Annotated in this window: 18 protein-coding genes; 14 read left to right on the top strand and 4 right to left on the bottom strand. The window is 64.3% G+C overall.

Annotation, left to right across the window (positions count from 1 at the left end):
• The 9 genes from ACP2YO_RS35245 to hemC all read left to right on the top strand — a co-directional run bounded on the left by ACP2YO_RS35245 (position 1) and on the right by hemC (position 9,475).
• Positions 1-1,122: an amino acid ABC transporter permease gene (locus tag ACP2YO_RS35245; protein WP_426435698.1), complete on the top strand. Its 1,122-nt coding sequence runs from the start codon at positions 1-3 to the stop codon at positions 1,120-1,122.
• An 858-nt stretch (positions 1,123-1,980) separates the two neighbouring features.
• Positions 1,981-2,733, top strand: coding sequence for a 2-amino-5-chloromuconate deaminase CnbZ (gene cnbZ, locus ACP2YO_RS35240; RefSeq protein WP_426435697.1), 753 nt, complete (start codon positions 1,981-1,983; stop codon positions 2,731-2,733).
• A 108-nt stretch (positions 2,734-2,841) separates the two neighbouring features.
• Positions 2,842-4,434, top strand: coding sequence for an NAD(P)/FAD-dependent oxidoreductase (locus tag ACP2YO_RS35235; protein WP_426435696.1), 1,593 nt, complete (start codon positions 2,842-2,844; stop codon positions 4,432-4,434).
• Positions 4,435-4,436: 2 nt separating this feature from the next.
• Positions 4,437-4,841 carry a c-type cytochrome gene (locus ACP2YO_RS35230; protein WP_426435695.1) on the top strand — a complete coding sequence of 135 codons (405 nt, stop codon included), beginning with the start codon at positions 4,437-4,439 and terminating at the stop codon, positions 4,839-4,841.
• Positions 4,842-4,908: 67 nt separating this feature from the next.
• On the top strand, positions 4,909-5,421 hold the full coding sequence (locus ACP2YO_RS35225) for a RidA family protein (protein ID WP_426435694.1): 513 nt from the start codon (positions 4,909-4,911) through the stop codon (positions 5,419-5,421).
• Positions 5,422-5,537: 116 nt separating this feature from the next.
• The gene (locus tag ACP2YO_RS35220) at positions 5,538-6,956 is read left to right on the top strand and encodes a M20/M25/M40 family metallo-hydrolase (RefSeq protein WP_426435693.1); all 1,419 of its coding nucleotides are present in this window, start codon (positions 5,538-5,540) and stop codon (positions 6,954-6,956) included.
• Positions 6,956-7,774, top strand: a complete 819-nt coding sequence (locus tag ACP2YO_RS35215) for an aspartate dehydrogenase (RefSeq protein ID WP_426435692.1) — start codon at positions 6,956-6,958, stop codon at positions 7,772-7,774. Before ACP2YO_RS35220 ends, ACP2YO_RS35215 begins: the two co-directional genes overlap by 1 nt.
• A gap of 5 nt (positions 7,775-7,779) precedes the next feature.
• Entirely contained in the window at positions 7,780-8,400 is a 621-nt protein-coding gene (gene pncA, locus ACP2YO_RS35210) for a bifunctional nicotinamidase/pyrazinamidase (RefSeq protein WP_426443388.1), read from the top strand.
• Positions 8,401-8,530: 130 nt separating this feature from the next.
• Complete coding sequence (hemC, locus tag ACP2YO_RS35205; RefSeq protein ID WP_426443387.1) at positions 8,531-9,475, top strand: hydroxymethylbilane synthase; 945 nt, start codon at positions 8,531-8,533, stop codon at positions 9,473-9,475.
• 7 nt (positions 9,476-9,482) lie between these two features.
• Here the strand turns inward: hemC and ACP2YO_RS35200 are convergent, their stop codons facing one another.
• Genes ACP2YO_RS35200 through ACP2YO_RS35190 form a run of 3 tightly spaced genes read right to left on the bottom strand, consistent with a single transcriptional unit; the run spans position 9,483 to position 12,028 of the window.
• The gene (locus ACP2YO_RS35200) at positions 9,483-10,172 is read right to left on the bottom strand and encodes a DUF1045 domain-containing protein (protein ID WP_426435691.1); all 690 of its coding nucleotides are present in this window, start codon (positions 10,170-10,172) and stop codon (positions 9,483-9,485) included.
• A 21-nt stretch (positions 10,173-10,193) separates the two neighbouring features.
• The gene (locus ACP2YO_RS35195; RefSeq protein WP_426435690.1) at positions 10,194-11,366 is read right to left on the bottom strand and encodes an alpha-D-ribose 1-methylphosphonate 5-triphosphate diphosphatase; all 1,173 of its coding nucleotides are present in this window, start codon (positions 11,364-11,366) and stop codon (positions 10,194-10,196) included.
• Positions 11,363-12,028, bottom strand: a complete 666-nt coding sequence (locus ACP2YO_RS35190) for a chloramphenicol acetyltransferase (RefSeq protein ID WP_426435689.1) — start codon at positions 12,026-12,028, stop codon at positions 11,363-11,365. Before ACP2YO_RS35190 ends, ACP2YO_RS35195 begins: the two co-directional genes overlap by 4 nt.
• A 192-nt stretch (positions 12,029-12,220) precedes the next feature.
• On the opposite strand from ACP2YO_RS35190, the gene phnC reads away from it, so the two are divergent.
• From phnC to phnE (ACP2YO_RS35170), 4 genes are all read left to right on the top strand, one after another.
• Positions 12,221-13,036: a phosphonate ABC transporter ATP-binding protein gene (phnC, locus tag ACP2YO_RS35185; RefSeq protein ID WP_426435688.1), complete on the top strand. Its 816-nt coding sequence runs from the start codon at positions 12,221-12,223 to the stop codon at positions 13,034-13,036.
• Positions 13,037-13,062: 26 nt separating this feature from the next.
• On the top strand, positions 13,063-13,992 hold the full coding sequence (phnD, locus tag ACP2YO_RS35180) for a phosphonate ABC transporter substrate-binding protein (RefSeq protein WP_426435687.1): 930 nt from the start codon (positions 13,063-13,065) through the stop codon (positions 13,990-13,992).
• Positions 13,993-14,070: 78 nt separating this feature from the next.
• A complete protein-coding gene (gene phnE / locus ACP2YO_RS35175; protein WP_426435686.1) occupies positions 14,071-14,955 on the top strand; it encodes a phosphonate ABC transporter, permease protein PhnE in 885 nt (294 codons plus the stop codon).
• Positions 14,952-15,800 carry a phosphonate ABC transporter, permease protein PhnE gene (gene phnE, locus ACP2YO_RS35170; RefSeq protein WP_426435685.1) on the top strand — a complete coding sequence of 283 codons (849 nt, stop codon included), beginning with the start codon at positions 14,952-14,954 and terminating at the stop codon, positions 15,798-15,800. Before phnE (ACP2YO_RS35175) ends, phnE (ACP2YO_RS35170) begins: the two co-directional genes overlap by 4 nt.
• Before the next feature lie 95 nt (positions 15,801-15,895).
• Here the strand turns inward: phnE (ACP2YO_RS35170) and phnF are convergent, their stop codons facing one another.
• Complete coding sequence (gene phnF / locus ACP2YO_RS35165) at positions 15,896-16,621, bottom strand: phosphonate metabolism transcriptional regulator PhnF (RefSeq protein ID WP_426435684.1); 726 nt, start codon at positions 16,619-16,621, stop codon at positions 15,896-15,898.
• Between the two features lie 105 nt (positions 16,622-16,726).
• Between phnF and phnG the strand changes: the two genes are divergently transcribed.
• Positions 16,727-17,188 carry a phosphonate C-P lyase system protein PhnG gene (gene phnG / locus ACP2YO_RS35160; RefSeq protein WP_426435683.1) on the top strand — a complete coding sequence of 154 codons (462 nt, stop codon included), beginning with the start codon at positions 16,727-16,729 and terminating at the stop codon, positions 17,186-17,188.
• The last annotated feature ends 1 nt before the right edge of the window (position 17,189 follow it).

Below are 17,189 nucleotides of genomic sequence, written 5' to 3'. Positions count from 1 at the left end.
ATGAGCTCAGTCGCAGATGTCCCGCAGGATCCGCTTCCGGTCATCAGGTCGCGCGCGCCGCGGACGCTCGGTGGCCAGGTTACTGCGTGGCTGCGCGCCAATCTGTTCCCGTCGATCCCGTCCAGCATCGTGACATTGCTGATGCTGGCCGTGCTCGGCAAGGCCTGCATCAGCCTCTGGCAATGGGGCATCGCCAACGCGGTCTGGACCATGCCCGGCAGCGACACCAGCGCGTGCCGCGCGGTGCACGGTCTCGGCGCCTGCTGGGCGGTGATCCCCGAAAAGTACCGCTTCATCCTGTTCGGTACCTATCCATTCGACGAGCAATGGCGGCCGGCGCTGGCGGTCGCGATCTTCATCGCGCTGTTCGTGGTCTCGAGCCGGCGCAGCTTCTGGCGCAAGGAGCTGATCCTGCTCTGGGGCGCCGCGCTGGTCGTGATCGGGCTTGTGATGTGGGGCGGCCTGTTCGGCATGTCCTTTGTCTCGCAGGATCGTTGGGGCGGCCTGCCGGTGACGCTGATCCTGGCGACCTTCGGGCTCGCCTTCGGCTTCCCGCTTGGAATCCTGGTCGCGCTCGGGCGGCGTTCAAAACTGCCGGCGATCCGTTCGCTCTGCGTGCTCTATGTCGAGTTGATCCGCGGCGTCCCGCTGGTCAGCCTGCTGTTCATGGCGAGCGTGATGTTCCCGCTATTCCTGCCCAACGGCGTCAACATCGACAAATTGCTGCGCGCGCAGATCGCCTTCATCCTCTACGCGGGCGCCTATCTCGCGGAAGTCGTACGCGGCGGCCTGCAGGCCGTGCCGCGCGGGCAATATGAGGCCGCGGATGCGATCGGGCTGTCCTACTGGCAGAAGAACGCGCTGATCGTGCTGCCGCAGGCGATCCGCCACGTGATCCCGCCGCTGGTCAACACCTTCATCGCCTTCTTCAAGGACACCAGCCTGGTCCTGATCATCGGCATCTTCGATTTGCTGACGACGGCGAAGACCGCGATCGTCGATCCGGCCTGGCAATCCTTCAGCGTGGAAGTCTACGTCTTCGTCGGCGCGATCTACTTCGTGTTCTGTTTTGCGATGTCGCGCTACAGCCGCAGCCTAGAAGCGCAGCGCACACAAGGCTAGGGCGGATGAGATTAGGTCGAATAGCAACCGCGAAGGAACTCGGCTCCCTCTCCCGCTTGTGGGTCCCCGCAAGGGGGGAGGGAACCCTTCCGCCGGTACGTCCCTCACACGCCGATCACTGATTTGCCCGACGGCGCAAGGTGTCGCGTTAAAAATATTTCTATTTATCAGAAGCGAAACTCGGTGTATGAATGGCCCGTCCCACCCGATTGAGGGGCGAGCGCACGTCACGAACGCGCGGTGGGATGCGGTGGACGCCGATTGCGCAACAGACGAGTGCGCATGAAGCGGACGGCGAAGTCGTGCAGGCCTGACGCCCTAGTGGCAGGTGTCCTGTCAGCGAGAGACTGATGTCTCTTGCTGACGGCGGTGACAAGCAAGCCCAGTCTCACCGGGGAGAGCACGTATAAGTCGTAACCCATCGCGCAGGGAAAGCCGGGTTGTTTCCGGTTACACCTGTGGTCCTACCCCGGTGCTTTCTGTTGCACCGGGCCCATGGGTGCGATCGGCACCCGGCTTTCCCTGCGCCCTCTACCTAAAGAGGGCGAAAAACCAAGAGCAAAGCTCGGGCAAATCATGTCGCGAGATGGCGAACGTATGACGTTCAGACCGCGCAACAACTCCGCGTCGCCCTGGCGAAAGCCAGGACCCATTACCCCAAATGCCAGTTATTGTGGCGCGGGGGCCGCACTCCCTTCTACAACCAACATCAGTGGCTACGGGTCCTGGCTTTCGCCAGGACTACGCTGGTGGCGGGTGATGACACCGCGTTGTTTGGCATCTTGAATCGAGTGTATCCTGCATTGGAGACGTCGCGGTGACGACCGAATCCATCACGTTCACATCCAAAGAGGCGAAATGACCACCACCATCGAGGCTCCCGACAGCGGCTATCGTTTCATGCCCGGCGTCAGCCAGTATTCCTGCGGCGTCAGTGCGCTTCCGGGCTTCGCCATCGAGCGCGTCAGGTTCTTTGAACCGGTGCCGTTGAAGGCGGGCTTTGCCCGGATCGCTGACATCCTCAAGGCCTCGGGGCGTCCGCTCACGGCCTTTGGCGCCTGCGAATTGCGCTCGCCGGCGCCGTTCACCGAGCAAGGTTTCAAGGCGTTCAACGAAATCTACATCAAGACACTGATCGAGTGGGGCGTGATGCGCGACGGCGTCAATCCGGTGGCACGCAGCAATGTCTGTCCGAAGATCGATCCGCCGAACGAGCCGAGCTTCCACGCCTTCTCATATACGGTGCCGGCCGCCAAGGACGCGCCCGCGAGCTTCGTCGTGGCCGGCAGCGGGGAATCGGTCGAAGGCAAGGCCAATTATCGCGACCACATCGTCGCGCTCGGCGACACCAGCCCGGCCGGCATGCTGGCCAAGGCGAAATCGGTGCTGAACGAGATGGAGCGACGGATGAGCGCGTTCGGCGGCTCCTGGAAGGACACCACCGCAGTGCAACTCTACACCGTGCACGACGCGTATCCGGTCCTCGAAAGCGAACTCGGCCGCCGCGGCGTGTTCCGCAACGGCCTGACCTGGCATTTCGACCGGCCGCCGGTGGTAGGCCTCGACTACGAGATGGATTGCCGGCGCGTGCATCTCGAGCGCGTGGTCTGATGCATCAAAAGCGCGTGTGGGTGCGCGCGGAAGCCTGCGGCCTTTCTTGACAGCGGTCGCGTCAACCGTTTCCCTCTCCATACGATGAATAAGGCTGGGTGAACGCCGGTGCAGAACGGACCTGTGATCAAGCGGCGAGACCTGCTCGCGCTGATCGGTACCATCGCCGGGAGCTCGGCGATGTATCATGCAATGACGAGCCTCGGCGTTGCGTCCGAGTCCGCCTACAAGGGTCCGCTCGAGCTTCCCGGCGATCCGAAAGGCGCCTCCGTGCTGATCCTCGGCGCAGGGCTGGCGGGCATGACGGCGGCGCTGGAGCTGCGCAAGGCCGGCTACAAGGTCCAGATCCTCGAATTCAACAGCCGCGCCGGCGGCCGCAACTGGACGATCCGCGGCGGCGACAGTTTTGTCGAGCTCGGCGGCTTCAGGCAGAGTTGCGAGTTCGAGCAGGGGCTCTACATCAATCCCGGCCCGTGGCGGATTCCGTACCACCATCGCGCGCTGCTCGATTATTGCCGGCGGCTCAACGTCGCGCTCGAACCCTTCATCCAGATCAACCACAACGCCTATCTGCATGCGGCACGCGCATTCGACGGCAAACCGCAGCGTCTGCGCAGCATCAAGGCGGATTTCCAGGGCCAGGTATCGGAGCTGCTCGCCAAGGTCACCCAACAAGGCAAGCTCGACGAGACGGTCACAAAGGAAGACCAGGAGATCCTGCTGCAATCGCTGCGCGCCTGGGGCGCGCTCGACCGCGACTACAAGTACAATTCCAATCTCGGCTCCGCCGAGTTCCGGGGATATACCCGCGATCCCGGTGGCGGGCTGACCGCCGATCCGCTGCTGAGCGATCCGATCGCACTGTCGGAGATTCTGCGCTCGCGGCTATGGCGCTATCTGCAGGCGTTTTCGCGCTACAATTTCCAGACCACGATGTTTCAGCCGGTCGGCGGAATGGACATGATCGGAAAGGCCTTCGCGCGCGAGGTCGGCGATCTCATCCGCTATAACGCCAAGGTGACGCAAATCCAGCAGAACGGCTCCGGCGTCACCGTCAGCTATGTCGATGCGACAAATCCATCCGTCGTGCAGCAGGCAACCGCCGATTGGTGCGTCTGCACTATTCCGCTGTCGATCCTGAGCCAGTTGCCGGTCGATGTCAGCGCGCCCATGAAGAACGCGATCGATGCGGTGCCCTATGCCGACTCGGTGAAGATCGGGCTGCAATTCAAGCGCCGGTTCTGGGAGGAGGACGAGGCGATCTATGGCGGCATCAGCTTCACCGACCTGCCGATCCGGCAGATCGCCTATCCGAACTACGGCTTTAACCGCACTGGGCGCGGCATCCTGCTCGGCGCCTATCTATACGAGGGCGCTAATGCCTACGAGTTCACCGCGATGACGCCCGCTGAACGCGTCGCCAGCGCCGTCGAGTTCGGCGCCATGATCCATCCGCAGTACAAAAGCGAGTTCGAAACCGGCGTCGCGGTGGCCTGGCATCGCGTGCCCTTCACGCTTGGCTGCAGCGGTGAATGGAGCGATGCCGGGCGCGCGCAGCATTACCGCAATCTCTGCCAGATCGACGGCCGCATCGTGCTGGCGGGCGAGCATGCCTCCGATCTGCCGGCGTGGCAGGAGGGCGCGATCCTGTCCTCGCTCGACGCGATCGCGCGGCTGCATGAACGCGTGGTGAAGACATGATGATGCGAGTCAGCATATCGGCGGTCGCCGCACTGACGCTGCTGTCGGCCACCTCGGCCATCGGGCAGGACAGCGCGGCGAGCCGGCGCACCTTCAGTTCCGGCTATCGCTTCGTTGAGATGACCGGCGAGGAATTGTTCGCCAATGTCTGCCAGGGCTGCCACATGCCTGATGCGACCGGGGCTGTCGGGGCAGGGACCTATCCGTCGCTCGCCGGCAACAAGAACCTCGAAGCTGGCAGTTACCCGATCTTCCTCATCGTCAACGGCCGCCGCGGCATGCCGGCGTTCGGCGACATGATGACCGATGGCCAGGTTGCCGCCGTTGTGAATTATGTGCGGACGCATTTCGGCAACGACTTTCCGGACGCGGTGACGGCCAGGGACGTCCAGGACGCGCGCCATTAGAGCATGATCCGGAAAAGTGTGAAGCGGTTTTCCGAAAGATCATGCTCAAACACATCGAGGGGGACTCATGAAGCTTGCAACCATCGTGCTGGGCGCCGCGCTGTCGGCCGCGGCGACTACTGCCTCTGCAGACGTGATCCGGCATCCGATCCCCAACTCGACGTTCCCGATCGCGCAGGCCGTCACCGTCACCGGCAATGCCACGACGGTTTATATCAGCGGCCAGGTGCCGCCCGTGATCAACAAGGACGCCGATCCGTCGAGCCCGCAGGCCTATGGCGACATCAGGACCCAGACCATCGGCGCGCTCAACCGCATCAAGGGCGTCCTGGAAGGGCTCGGGCTTAGCATGGGCGACGTCGTCAAGATGCAGGTGTTCCTGGTGCACAGCACGTCGGCGCCGATGGACTTCAAGGCCTTCATGGAGGGCTACACGCAGTTCTTCGGCGGCAGCCAGCCGAACCTGCCGGCGCGCTCCGTGGTCGGGGTCGCCGCGCTCGCCAATCCGGGTTTCCTGGTCGAGATCGAGGTGGTCGCGGCCAAAGACAGGAGCAAGGATCCGAATAAGGATGCCAAATAATGTGAGCAAAAGTGCGGGGCATGCGCGCGCAAATGAAACGGCTCGCCCGCTTGCCAAAACACGTGCCGCCTGTCTGAATCCGGCCCGGTGAGGCGGTGGGATTCCGGGAGAGCGCGATGTCGCACAAAATCAGAAAAATAGGTCGATCGCTGCTGCTATCGGCCGTCCTCGGTCCGCTGTGGCTTGCAACGGGCGCCGCGGCTGACGGGTTGACCGAGCAGCAGCAATTTGCCCGCAGCATCTACCAGGAGCTGGTCGAGATCAACACGACCACCGCAACCGGCGATACGCAGAAGGCGGCCGACGCGATGGGCGCACGGCTGCGCGCGGCGGGCTTTTCCGACGACGACGTCCACGTGTTCTCGCCGGCGCCGCACAAGGGCAATCTGGTGGCGCGGCTGCACGGCTCGGGCGCGCGCAAGCCGATCCTGCTGGTCGCCCATCTCGACGTCGTCCCCGCCAACCGCGAGGACTGGTCATTCGATCCGTTCAAGCTCACCGAGCAGGACGGCTATTTCTACGGGCGCGGCAGCAGCGACGACAAATACATGGCGGCCTCCTTCATCACCAATCTGATCCGCTACAAGAAGGAGGGCTACAAGCCCGACCGCGACATCATCGTGGCGCTGGAGACCGACGAGGAGATCGGCGATAGCAACGGCCTCGGCATCCAGTGGCTGATCAAGAACCACCGCGACCTGATCGACGCCGAGTTCGCGCTGAACGAAGGCGGTGGCGTCGGCCTAAAGAACGGCAAGGCGATCCGCAACAGCGTGCAGACCAGCGAGAAAATCTCGACCGGCTATCAGCTCACGGTGACGGACCGCGGCGGCCACTCATCGCTGCCGCGCAAGGACAACGCGATCTATCGCCTCGCCGCAGGCCTGGTTCGCCTCTCCAACTACGATTTCCCGATGAATCTCAATGAGACGACGCGGATCTATTTCGCCAAGACCGCCGAGACCGAGAGCAAGCAGAACGCCGACGATATCCGCGCCATCCTGGCGCCGCAGCCGGACCCGGCGGCGCTGGCGCGGCTGTCCGGGATCCCCGGATACAATGCGCAGCTCCGCACCACCTGCGTCGCCACTCTGTTGAAAGGCGGCCACGCCATCAACGCGCTGCCGCAGCTTGCGACCGCAGGGGTCAATTGCCGGGTGCTGCCCGGCGAGCCGATCGAAGGCGTCCAGGCCCAGATCGAGCGCGCGCTCGATGACAAGCAGATCGAGGTGAAGGGCGGCAAGGCCGTGCTGAGCCCGCCGTCGCCGCTCGACGAGGAGATCATGGGATCGATCGAGAAGCTGTCGAAGGAATTCTGGCCGGATGCCGCGATCGTCCCGGTCATGAGCGCCGGTGCGACCGACGGCCTGTTTCTGCGCAATGCGGGAATTCCGACCTATGGCCATTCCGGGCTTGCTGCCGACGTCGATGACAACCGGAATCATGGCAAGGACGAGCGCGTGCTCGTGAAATCGCTCTACGATGGCGAGGAATATCTCTATCGCCTTGTCAAGATGCTGGCCGGCGGGAAGTGATGGGAGAGCGAGGGACAAAGACGCGTGTCGCAGTCGCCGGGCTCGGCGCGATCGGTGCTGATATCGTCAAGGCGCTCGATCAGGGCATCGAGGGCCTGACGCTCGTGGCCGTGTCGGCGAACAGCCCCGACAAGCATCGCGGCTGGCTCGCAGGCCTCAAGAGCGCGCCGAAGCTGGTGCCGATCGAAGAACTCGCCGAAATCGCCGACATCGTGGTCGAATGCGCGCCGAGCAAGGTGGTCCGCTCGATCGTGGCGCCAGTGGTCGAGCGCGGCAAGACCGCGGTCGTGCTCAGCGTCGGCGCGCTGTTGCAGAACGCGGACCTGATCGATCTCGCCAAGGCGCATGGCGGCCAGATCATCGTGCCGACCGGCGCCTTGATCGGGCTCGACGCCGTCACCGCTGCCGCGGTCGGGACCATCCATTCGGCGACGCTTGTGACGCGCAAGCCCATCGCGGGGCTGCTCGGCGCACCGCATCTGGTCGAGAACAACATCCAGATCGAAGGCATCACCGAACCGTTGCGCATCTTCGAAGGCAGCGCGCGCGACGCCGCAAAGGGCTTTCCGGCCAATCTCAACGTCGCGGTGGCACTGTCGCTCGCCGGCATCGGCCCCGATCGCACCCGGGTCGAGATCTGGGCCGACCCGACGGTGACCCGCAACACCCACCGCATCGAGGTCGATTCCGATTCCGCGCGGTTCTCGATGATGATCGAGAATATTCCCTCGGAGAACCCGAAGACGGGCCGCATCACCGCGCTGTCGGTGATCGCCTGTTTGCGCAAGCTGCGCGCTCCGCTCCGGATCGGAACGTGAGCGCGATGAAGATCCAGCCTGATGACGTTTTGCTCATCATCGACGTGCAGAACGACTTCTGTCCGGGCGGGGCGCTGGCCGTCGCGGATGGCGACGCGGTGGTGCCCGTCGTCAACCGGCTGGCGGAGCGGTTCGACCATGTCGTGCTGACCCAGGATTGGCACCCGACGGGACACCGTTCGTTTGCGACCTCGCATCCGGGAGCCGCGCCGTTTTCCTCCATCACGATGCCGTATGGCCCGCAGACATTATGGCCCGATCATTGCATCCAGGGCACTCCGGGGGCGGCGTTTCATCCGCAATTGGCCACCGACAAGGCCGAACTCGTCATCCGCAAGGGATTTCGTCCGGCGATCAATTCCTACTCGGCGTTCTTCGAGAATGACCTGAAGACGCCGACCGGGCTCGTGGGCTATCTGCGCGAGCGCGGCCTGAAGCGCATTGTCATGGCAGGACTGGCGACCGATTACTGCGTGCAGTATTCGGCGCTCGATGCGCGGCGTCTCGGCTTCAAGACCGCGGTCGTGTTGTCGGGCTGCCGCGCCATCGATCTCGCGGGCTCGCTCGTGTCAGCCACCGCGGCCATGACGGAGGCCGGCGTTGAATTGGTCGAGGACATCGTTTGAGTGCTGTCTAGCGCGGGCAAAAACCATTGTTTTGACAGGCCTTTTGTTCTAATGCCCGCTGTTGACGTCTAATTGCGGCGGAGATTCCGTGTCGGGACAGGCTTTACGGATTGGCACGCGCAAAAGCGCGATGGCGTTGGCGCAGACCGACGAGGTCGCGCGGCTGCTGCGCGCCTCGGCGCCGGACCTTGCCGTCGAAGTCGTCAAGTTCGAGACCCGCGGCGACCAGGACCAGACCAGCAAGCTGCTGCGGCACGGTGGCAAGGGCGGTGCCTTCGTCGCCGAGATCCGCGAGGCGATGCGATCCGGCACGCTGCAGGCGGCGATGCATTCGCTGAAGGACGTGCCGGGCAATGAAGAGACACCCGGTCTCGTTATCGCGGCGATGCTCGCGCGCGACGCTGCCAACGATTCGCTCGTGCTGAGGTCCGGCCTGTCGCTGGAGACCTTCCGCGCCTCCCGCGGCAAGGGCTTCATGATCGGGACCAATGCGGTTCGCCGCGCCGCCTATCTGCGCCGGCTGTTTCCCGAAGCTGCCGTGATTCAGTATCGCGGCGCTGCCGACACGCGGATCGCAAAGCTCGATCGCGGCGACAAGCAGCGGTTGCCTGACGGAGGCGAGGTCGGACCGGCGGATGCACTGGTGATGGCGCGCTCCGGCCTCGAGCGCATCGGCATGACCGCGCGCATCGCGCATGATTTTACCGTCGATGAAATGCTGCCGGCGGTTGGCCAAGGCATCGTCGCGGTCGAATGCGTCGAGACTGACTGGACGACGCGTGCGCACCTCGCGGGAATCGACAACGCACAGGCGCGGCTCAGCGCCGAGGCCGAACGCGAGGTGCTGTGGGTCCTCAACGGCCACTGCAATTCGCCGATTGCCGGCCACGCCATGATCGCGGGCCACGAGATGACGCTGCGCGCATCCGTGCTCGACGTATCCGGGGATCGCTTCGTCGAGGTGGTCAGGCACGGTGCCGCGGATCGCCCGCGCGAACTCGGCCGTGCGGTGGGACTGGAACTGCTCGACGAGGGCGCCGCTGAGATCATCGCCCGCACCCGGCCGGACGAGTAGCGCGCCGTTATGAACGCAGCGGCCAGCTTCCGATGATCCGGAAGCGCGACGCGGCGTCGTCCTGCCTGAACAGCGCGATGCGGTTGATTGCGAGCGTCGTGAGGCCCGTCGTCGCGAACCGCTCCCGCAGCCACGCCACGGTCGGACCGCGCCGCTCGTCGTTCAGCCGCCCGGTCAGTGTCATGTGGAAGCGGAATTCCTCCATCACGTAAGGATAGCCCCAGCGATCCAGATAGTCGCGCTGCCGCGCGGTGAGTTTCGCAGGGTTGCGCCGCGCGCGATCTTCCGGAGAGAGCGGTGCGCGGAATGCGTCGAACTCTGTGACGCAGTCCGCGGCGAACTGCTGGAGTTCGTCCGAACGAACAGCCGGAATCACGGCGATGAAGCCGCTGATGGCATCGACCACTGGCTCGATCACCGGAATGTGCCGCGCACGCCGCGCGAAGGTGGCGCAGGCGTCTCGGAGATCGGCCTCGCGCTTGCCGTCAGCGAGCGAAATCGGCGCCTTCAGCGTGGCGTGGAAGCCGTATTTGCGCGGGTCCTGCGTCAGTTCGCGCCAGTCGGACGCGACACCATCGGGGAAGGGCAGGTCGCCGCCATCAGCGGCGTCGTAGCCAAGCAGCGTCGAACCGAAGCGGTGCAGCACGCTGTCGGACGACGGCGCGTAGTAGATCGCGTAGCGCGGATGATTTGCCATGATCGCCAGAATAAGGCCGCTTTACGCCGCCGCAACCGTCTTGCGCGGCGCGGGCGAATGGACGAGCCGGCCGGCATCCGTCAGATGCACCAGCCGCCCGGCGGCAATGACCGCCACGATGCGTGGCCGCAGCGGCACCTTGTCATCGACGACGACGATGTCGGCGCGGTGGCCTGCCGCAAGCGCGCCGCGATCCTTGAGCCCGGCAGCGCGCGCCGGAGCCGACGAGATCAGATCCCAGGCCTTGGCGAGCGGCAGGATGCCGTCGGCGGCAAGGCGAAACGCCGCGAGCAGCTGCGCCGGATAGTAATAGTCAGATGCCAATATCGAGCAGAGGCCCTCGGCGATCATGTCGGAGGCCTTGGTCCAGCCAGTGTGGCTGCCGCCGCGTACCACATTGGGCGCGCCGAACACGATGAAGTCACCGGCCGCGGCGGCGTCGCGTGCGGTCTCTTCGTTGATGGGGAATTCGGCGATCGTGACGCCCAGCGTGCGAAACTCCTGGCGCATGGCAGGGCTGTTGTCGTCATGCGAGAGCATGCGCACATTGGCCGCGCGCGCGGCGGCCGCCAGGCTTGCGATCGAGGCGGGCACGTCGGGGCGGCGGGCGACGACCTGGTCGAGCAGTTCGCCGACGGCCTCGTGCGAAAGACCGGTGCGCTCGGCCAGCTGGCCGCGCTTCTTCGGCTTGACGTTGCTGTGGTCGTTGAAGGCGAACAAATCGATGCGGCCTTCGGTGAGCCATTGAATGATCTCGGCTTCGGCTTCGAGATTGTGGGTCTCGTGGCGCAGATGGAAGCGGGTGTCGGCGGCAAGCTGCGGCCGCAGCGCCTCGATCGCCTCAAGCAGCTTCCGCGCATTCTCGGCGCTGCGCAGACCGGGCTCCCACGACCAGGTCGTGCCATGGAAGACAGTGGTGATGCCGTTGGCGATGACCTGCCGGTCGCTGTCAACAAGCGCGACGTCGGTCGGGAAGTCGACGCCGGGACGCGGCATCATCTGGCGCTCGAAGGCGTCGCCGTGCAGGTCGACGATGCCCGGCAAGACCAGCAACCCGCCGGCATTGATATGGAGCGCGGTGCGGCCTTGCTCGCCGTCAAGCGCGCCGATATCGCGGCCCGACGTCCGCAGCGAAGTCTCGACGAACACGCCGTCCACCAGCGTGCGGCCGCCCTCGATGAAAATATCAGTCACGATGCGGCACTCCGTGGTTCGCTGTGTGATTGGGCCGCACCCTCGGCCTCGTACTTGTCGAGGAAGTCTTCCACCGAAAGCTTGCGAAAATTGGGCAGGGCGCGGCGAAGTGTCTCATGATCCCACTCCCACCACGCCAGCGCGGTGAGACGATCGGCGACCGCTTCCGAAAAGCGCCGTTTGATCGGTCGTGCCGGATTGCCGCCGACAATAGTATAGGCGGGCACGTCCTTGGTCACGATCGCCCCGGCGGCAACGACCGCTCCGGTGCCGATGTTGCGTCCCGGCAGCACCACGGCGCCGTGACCGACCCAGACGTCATGGCCGATATGCACGTGGTGCGCACGTCGCCAGCTGAAGAAGTCAGTGTCGTCGTTCTCGCCCGAAAAGTAGGCGCTGGCACGATAGGTGAAATGCGCCTGTGTTGCGCGATGCATCGGATGATTGCCGGGATTGATCCGGGTCATCGCCGCGATCGAACAGAACTTGCCGATCGTAGTGTAGGTGATCTGGCTGTCGTTCACGACATAAGAGTAGTCGTCCATGCTGACTTCGACCAGGATGGTGCGGGCGCCGACCTCGGTATAGGTGCCGAGCTTGCTCTCGCGGACCGATGCTGTGGGATCGATTGTCGGTACGACCGAGAGTGCTTTTCCGGCCATCATTGCCTCCACATTCATCACGACTTCCAACGAGGAGGGCCTCTCATCAAGGTGCTTGATGACAACAGCATGACATCGCGATGACTGCAACCATGGTGGTGTGTACGATCGCCGCACCGCAGCAGCCGCGTCACATAACTGTTAAACACCGGGGATAGCGATGGCCCCAACGCGGCGCGGTTGGAGCATTGCATGCTGGTGGTGGATGGTTTGACGTGCCGTTTCGGCACAAAAGCCGCGGTCGACAACGCGTCCTTTTCGATTGCGCCGGGCAGCTTCGTCGGCGTGATCGGCCGCTCCGGCGCCGGCAAGTCGACATTGCTGCGGATGATCAACCGTCTCGCCGATCCGACCTCCGGCCGCATCCTGTTCGAAGGCACCGACGTCACAGCGCTGCACGGCAAGGCGCTGCGGCAGTGGCGCGCGCGCTCCGCGATGATCTTCCAGCAGTTCAATCTGGTCGGCCGGCTCGACGTGTTGACCAATGTGCTGATGGGCCGTTTGGCGCAGATTCCGTCGTGGCGGTCGCTGGCGCAGATGTGGCCGGAGCACGACAGAGCGCTGGCGATGTCCGCGCTCGAGCAGTTCGACATCGCGCAGCTCGCGGCGCAGCGCGCCGACCAGCTCTCCGGCGGCCAGCAGCAGCGCGTCGCGATCGCGCGCGCGCTGGTGCAGGAGCCCGACATCATCCTTGCCGACGAGCCGATCGCCTCGCTCGATCCGCGCAACACCAAGATCGTGATGGATGCGCTACTGCGCATCAACAAGCACTTCGGCATCACGGTACTCTGCAATCTGCACTCGCTCGATCTGGCGCGGAGCTACTGCGACCGCCTGATCGGCATGGCGGCAGGGCGCGTCGTGTTCGACGGCGCACCGGCGACGCTGACCGACCACATCGCCCGAGAACTCTACGACCTCGAGGCCAATGATGTCATGGGCGGGGCGCCGTTGCCCGCGCCCGATGGCGCAACTGTTCCGGCGCTCGGCTCCGTCGCCGCCGCCTGAACGTCGCAACTTATGGAGGGGTTACCATGATCACTCGTCGCATCGTGCTGGCCGGCGCTGCCGCGCTGGCGTTCGCCGGCTCGGCTTCGGCCGAAGACTGGAAGACCAAATATCCGGAGATCACCTTCGCGGTGGTCCCGGCCGAGAACGCCTCCGGCGTCTCCGACCGCTTCGCCCCGTTCGTGAGCTATCTATCAAAGGAGCTCGGCGTCAAGGTGGTCCTGCGCGTCGCCAACGACTACGCTGCCGTCATCGAAGGTCAGCGCGCCGGCAACATCCAGATCGGCTATTACGGCCCGGCGTCGTTCGCCCGCGCCCGCGTCACCGGCGTCAAGACCGACGCCTTCGTGATCGACGTCAATTCCGACGGCTCGAAGGGCTACTACTCGGTGTTCTATGTGCTGGCCAAGAGCCCGTACCACAAGATCGAGGACCTCAAGGGCAAGAACCTCGGCCTGGTCGACCCCAACTCGACCTCGGGCAACAACATGCCGCGCTTCAAGCTGAACGCGATGGGCATCGATCCCGACGCCTATTTCTCCAAGGTGGTCTTCACCGGCAGCCACGAGAACGCTGTGCTGGCGCTGGCGCAGGGCACCGTCGACGTCGCCGCCAATTGGTGGAACGCCGACGACGATTCGAACCTCACCCGCATGCTCAACAAGAACATGGTGAAGTCGAGCGACGGCACGCCGCTGAAGAAGGAAGACTTCCGCATCATCGTGAAGTCCGACCTCATCATCAACTCGCCCTACGCCTATCTCGAGAGCCTGCCTGACGATATGAAGGCCGCGATCAAAAAGGCCTTCCTCGAGGCCGACAAGAAGGATCCGGAAGCTTTCAAGAAGCTCTCCGACGGCAAGAACCAGCCGTGGGCCCCGATCACCAACGCCGACTACGACAAGACCATCGACCTGATCAAGTTCGTGGACAATCTGCGCAAGAAGGCGTCCTGATCGCGCAAGGCCAGTGAATTGGGCCGGGTTGGACGACCCGGCCCTTTTTCGCTCGTCCCTTAACCAGATTGGTCCGTAATGGCGACGGCTGTATCCATCCTTCCAGCCCCGCAGCTTGCGGTGCTCAACGACGCCTACCGCAAGGCCGTGGCGCGCAAGCGGCTGAAGATGACGCTTGCCGCCGCGGTGTTCTGCGCGGCGTTGCTGATCGCCGCAGTGGGCGCGGAAGTGGACCTGCGCACGCTGTTCACCTATTTCGGCAATTTCCTCAGCTATTTCGATCGTATCCTGACGCTGGATTCCGGCGCGCGGGTCTGGACCAATCCGGTCGAGTGGTTCTGGGGCCTGAAGAAGTGGCTGCGGCTGCTCGGTGAGACGATCCTGATCAGCTATGTCGGCACGCTGATCGGTGCGGTCTTCGCCTTTGCGCTGAATTTCTTCGCCGCGCACAACACCTCGCCATCGCCCTGGCTGCGCTTCACGGTACGCCGCCTTCTGGAATTTGCCCGCACCGTGCCCGGCATCGTGTTCGCGTTGATCTTCGTGATCGCCTTCGGGCTCGGGCCGATGGCCGGCGTGCTCGCGATCGCGATCCATTCGACTGGCGCGCTCGGCAAGCTGTTCGCCGAGATCGTCGAGAATGCCGACATGAAGCTGGTCGAGGGTATTCGCTCCACCGGGGCAAGCTGGCTGTCCTGCATGCGTTTCGCGGTGCTGCCGCAGGTCGTGACCGGCTATGCCAGCTATGCGCTACTGCGTTTCGAGATCAACGTCCGTGAAGCCTCTGTGATGGGCTTCGTTGGCGCTGGCGGCATCGGCCAGGAGTTCATGGTCGCGATCCGCAAGTTCTACTATTCCGACGTTAGCGCCATCCTTGTCACCATCATCGTCACCGTCTTCATCATCGACATCTCGACGGGGTGGTTGCGCGCCCAGTTGTTCGGCAAGGAGACGCGCCGATGAGTCAGTTGCCGAAGCCGGACACCGCCGAGCTGCGCGCGAAATATCCTGATGTGTTCCAGCGGCCCGCCTCGGCGCGGCTGGCGACGCCGGCGATGATCGTGGCCGCGCTCGCGATCTTCGCGTTCGGGCTGGTCGACCTTGACTTCTCGCCATCGAAGCTGATCTCGGGCGTCAGCCAGCTCGGCTGGATCACCATGATGATGATCCCGCCGAACCCGGGCTCGTCGTTTCCGCTCTACATGCAGGCGATGGGTGAAACGCTGTCGATCGCGCTGCTCGGCACCACGCTGGCCGCCGTCCTGGCGCTGCCGGTCAGCCTGTTGGCGGCGCGCAACATCATCCCTTCGAACCTGATCCGCTTTCCGGTGCGCCGCTTCCTGGATTCGATCCGCGGCGTCGACACGCTGATCTGGGCGCTGGTCTGGATTAACGTGGTCGGCCTCGGCCCGTTCGCCGGTGTGCTGGCGATCATGGTTTCGGATTTCGGCGCGTTCGGAAAGCTGTTCTCGGAAGCGATCGAGGCCGCCGACCGCAAGCAGGTCGAGGGCATCAAGGCCTCCGGCGGCAACGCGCTGCATGAAATTCGCTTCGGCCTGCTGCCGCAGGTACTGCCTGTCATCGCCGGCCAGGTGCTTTACTACATCGAGTCGAACACGCGCTCGGCCACCATCATCGGCATCGTAGGCGCCGGCGGCATCGGCCTGCAGCTCGCCGAGCAGATCCGGGTGCTGGAATGGCAGAAGGTGTCGTTCCTGATCCTGATGATCCTGATCGCGGTCGCCGTGATCGACTTCATCTCGAGCAAGCTGCGCTTTGCGATTATTGGACAGCGCGCAGTTGCGTAGTTCGTAGGGTGGGCAAAGGCGCGGATGCGCCGTGCCACCATTCACGGCGTGTTTGCGATGGTGGGCACGCTTCGCTCTGTCCACCCTACGAATACTCAACTATTCTCCACCAGAAACTCCACCCGCTCCGCTGCGAAGCGCGAGCGCTTGGTGACCAGCGGCTTGTCCGCGGTGTCGACGTCGGTCGAATCGACAACCAGCACAGGACGGCCCAGCGCGAGATCGAGCCGCGCGGCGTCGGTGGCGTCCGCAATCGCAGCGGTGATCCGGGTCGAGGAGCGCCGGTAATCCTTGATGCCGTAATGCGCCAGCAATTTGGTCATCGAGTGGACGTCGGCGAATACGCTGCCGGCGTCGGGAAACTGTTCGGCCGACAGCCAGGTCGTGGAGACGCAGATCGGCGTGCGGTCGGCGAGCCGCACCGACTCGATCCGGATCAGGGGGGCGCCGGTTTTCAAACCGAGTTCACGCGCGATCTCACGGGTGGCGACGTCACTGCCGGCGTCGATCAGCTCGCCACGAGGCTCGTGGCCGCCGGCGCCGACGATCTCGGAGAACCGTGTTCGCGACCGCAACGGATAGGCCAATCGCTGCGCTTCGACATAGGTTCCGCTGCCGCGTTCGGCGCGCACCAGGCCGCGTTCCGCGAGCGCCGCGAGCGCGCGCCGCACGGTGTGGCGGTTGACGCGATAGGTCTCAGCGATTTCGACCTCGCCCGGCAGCTTTTCGCCCGCGGCAAAACGGCCGTCGGCGATGCCGCGCTCAATACCGTCGGCGACCTGCCGCCACAAGGCGACGCCGGAACTTTCCTGCATGCTCATGGCGCGGTGATAACCAGAAATCGTCGATTTGTCACGAAACAGTCATGGCGTTTCGCTATCAAGTTGTCTATTATCATAGACAACTTGATTCAGGCAAGGTTGCTCATGAACTCGATGGTGCGGAACGGCAAAGAAGCGCAGCGCAAGGCCGCGATGGCGGTGCTGGCGCAGTCCGGCGCTGCGGAGATCGCGGGAAGGCTAGCTGATATCGCGGTGCCGGCACATGAAAACCTCCGCGAGCCGGAGAACGGCCTCGTGATGGTGCGCGGGCGGATCGGCGGCGACGGGGCGCCGTTCAATCTGGGCGAGGCGACGGTGTCGCGCGCGGCGGTGCGGCTTGCGACCGGCGATGTCGGATTCGGCTACACGCTCGGCCGCGACAGCCAGAAGGCGCAGATGATCGCGTTGTGCGACGCCATGGTGCAGTCGGCGGAATTGTCGGGCGAGGTGGAGGCGAAGGTGATCGCGCCGCTGCGCGCAAGCCTGGACGCCGAACGCGGCCGCAAGGCTGCGGAAACCGCGGCGACGCGGGTCGATTTCTACACGATGGTGCGCGGTGAAGGATGAT

Source organism: Bradyrhizobium genosp. P (genome assembly GCF_049949265.1).
GTDB lineage: Bacteria > Pseudomonadota > Alphaproteobacteria > Rhizobiales > Xanthobacteraceae > Bradyrhizobium.
The sequence above is the reverse complement of the archived record's forward strand: the minus strand, read 5'-3'. Positions and strand labels throughout refer to the sequence as shown.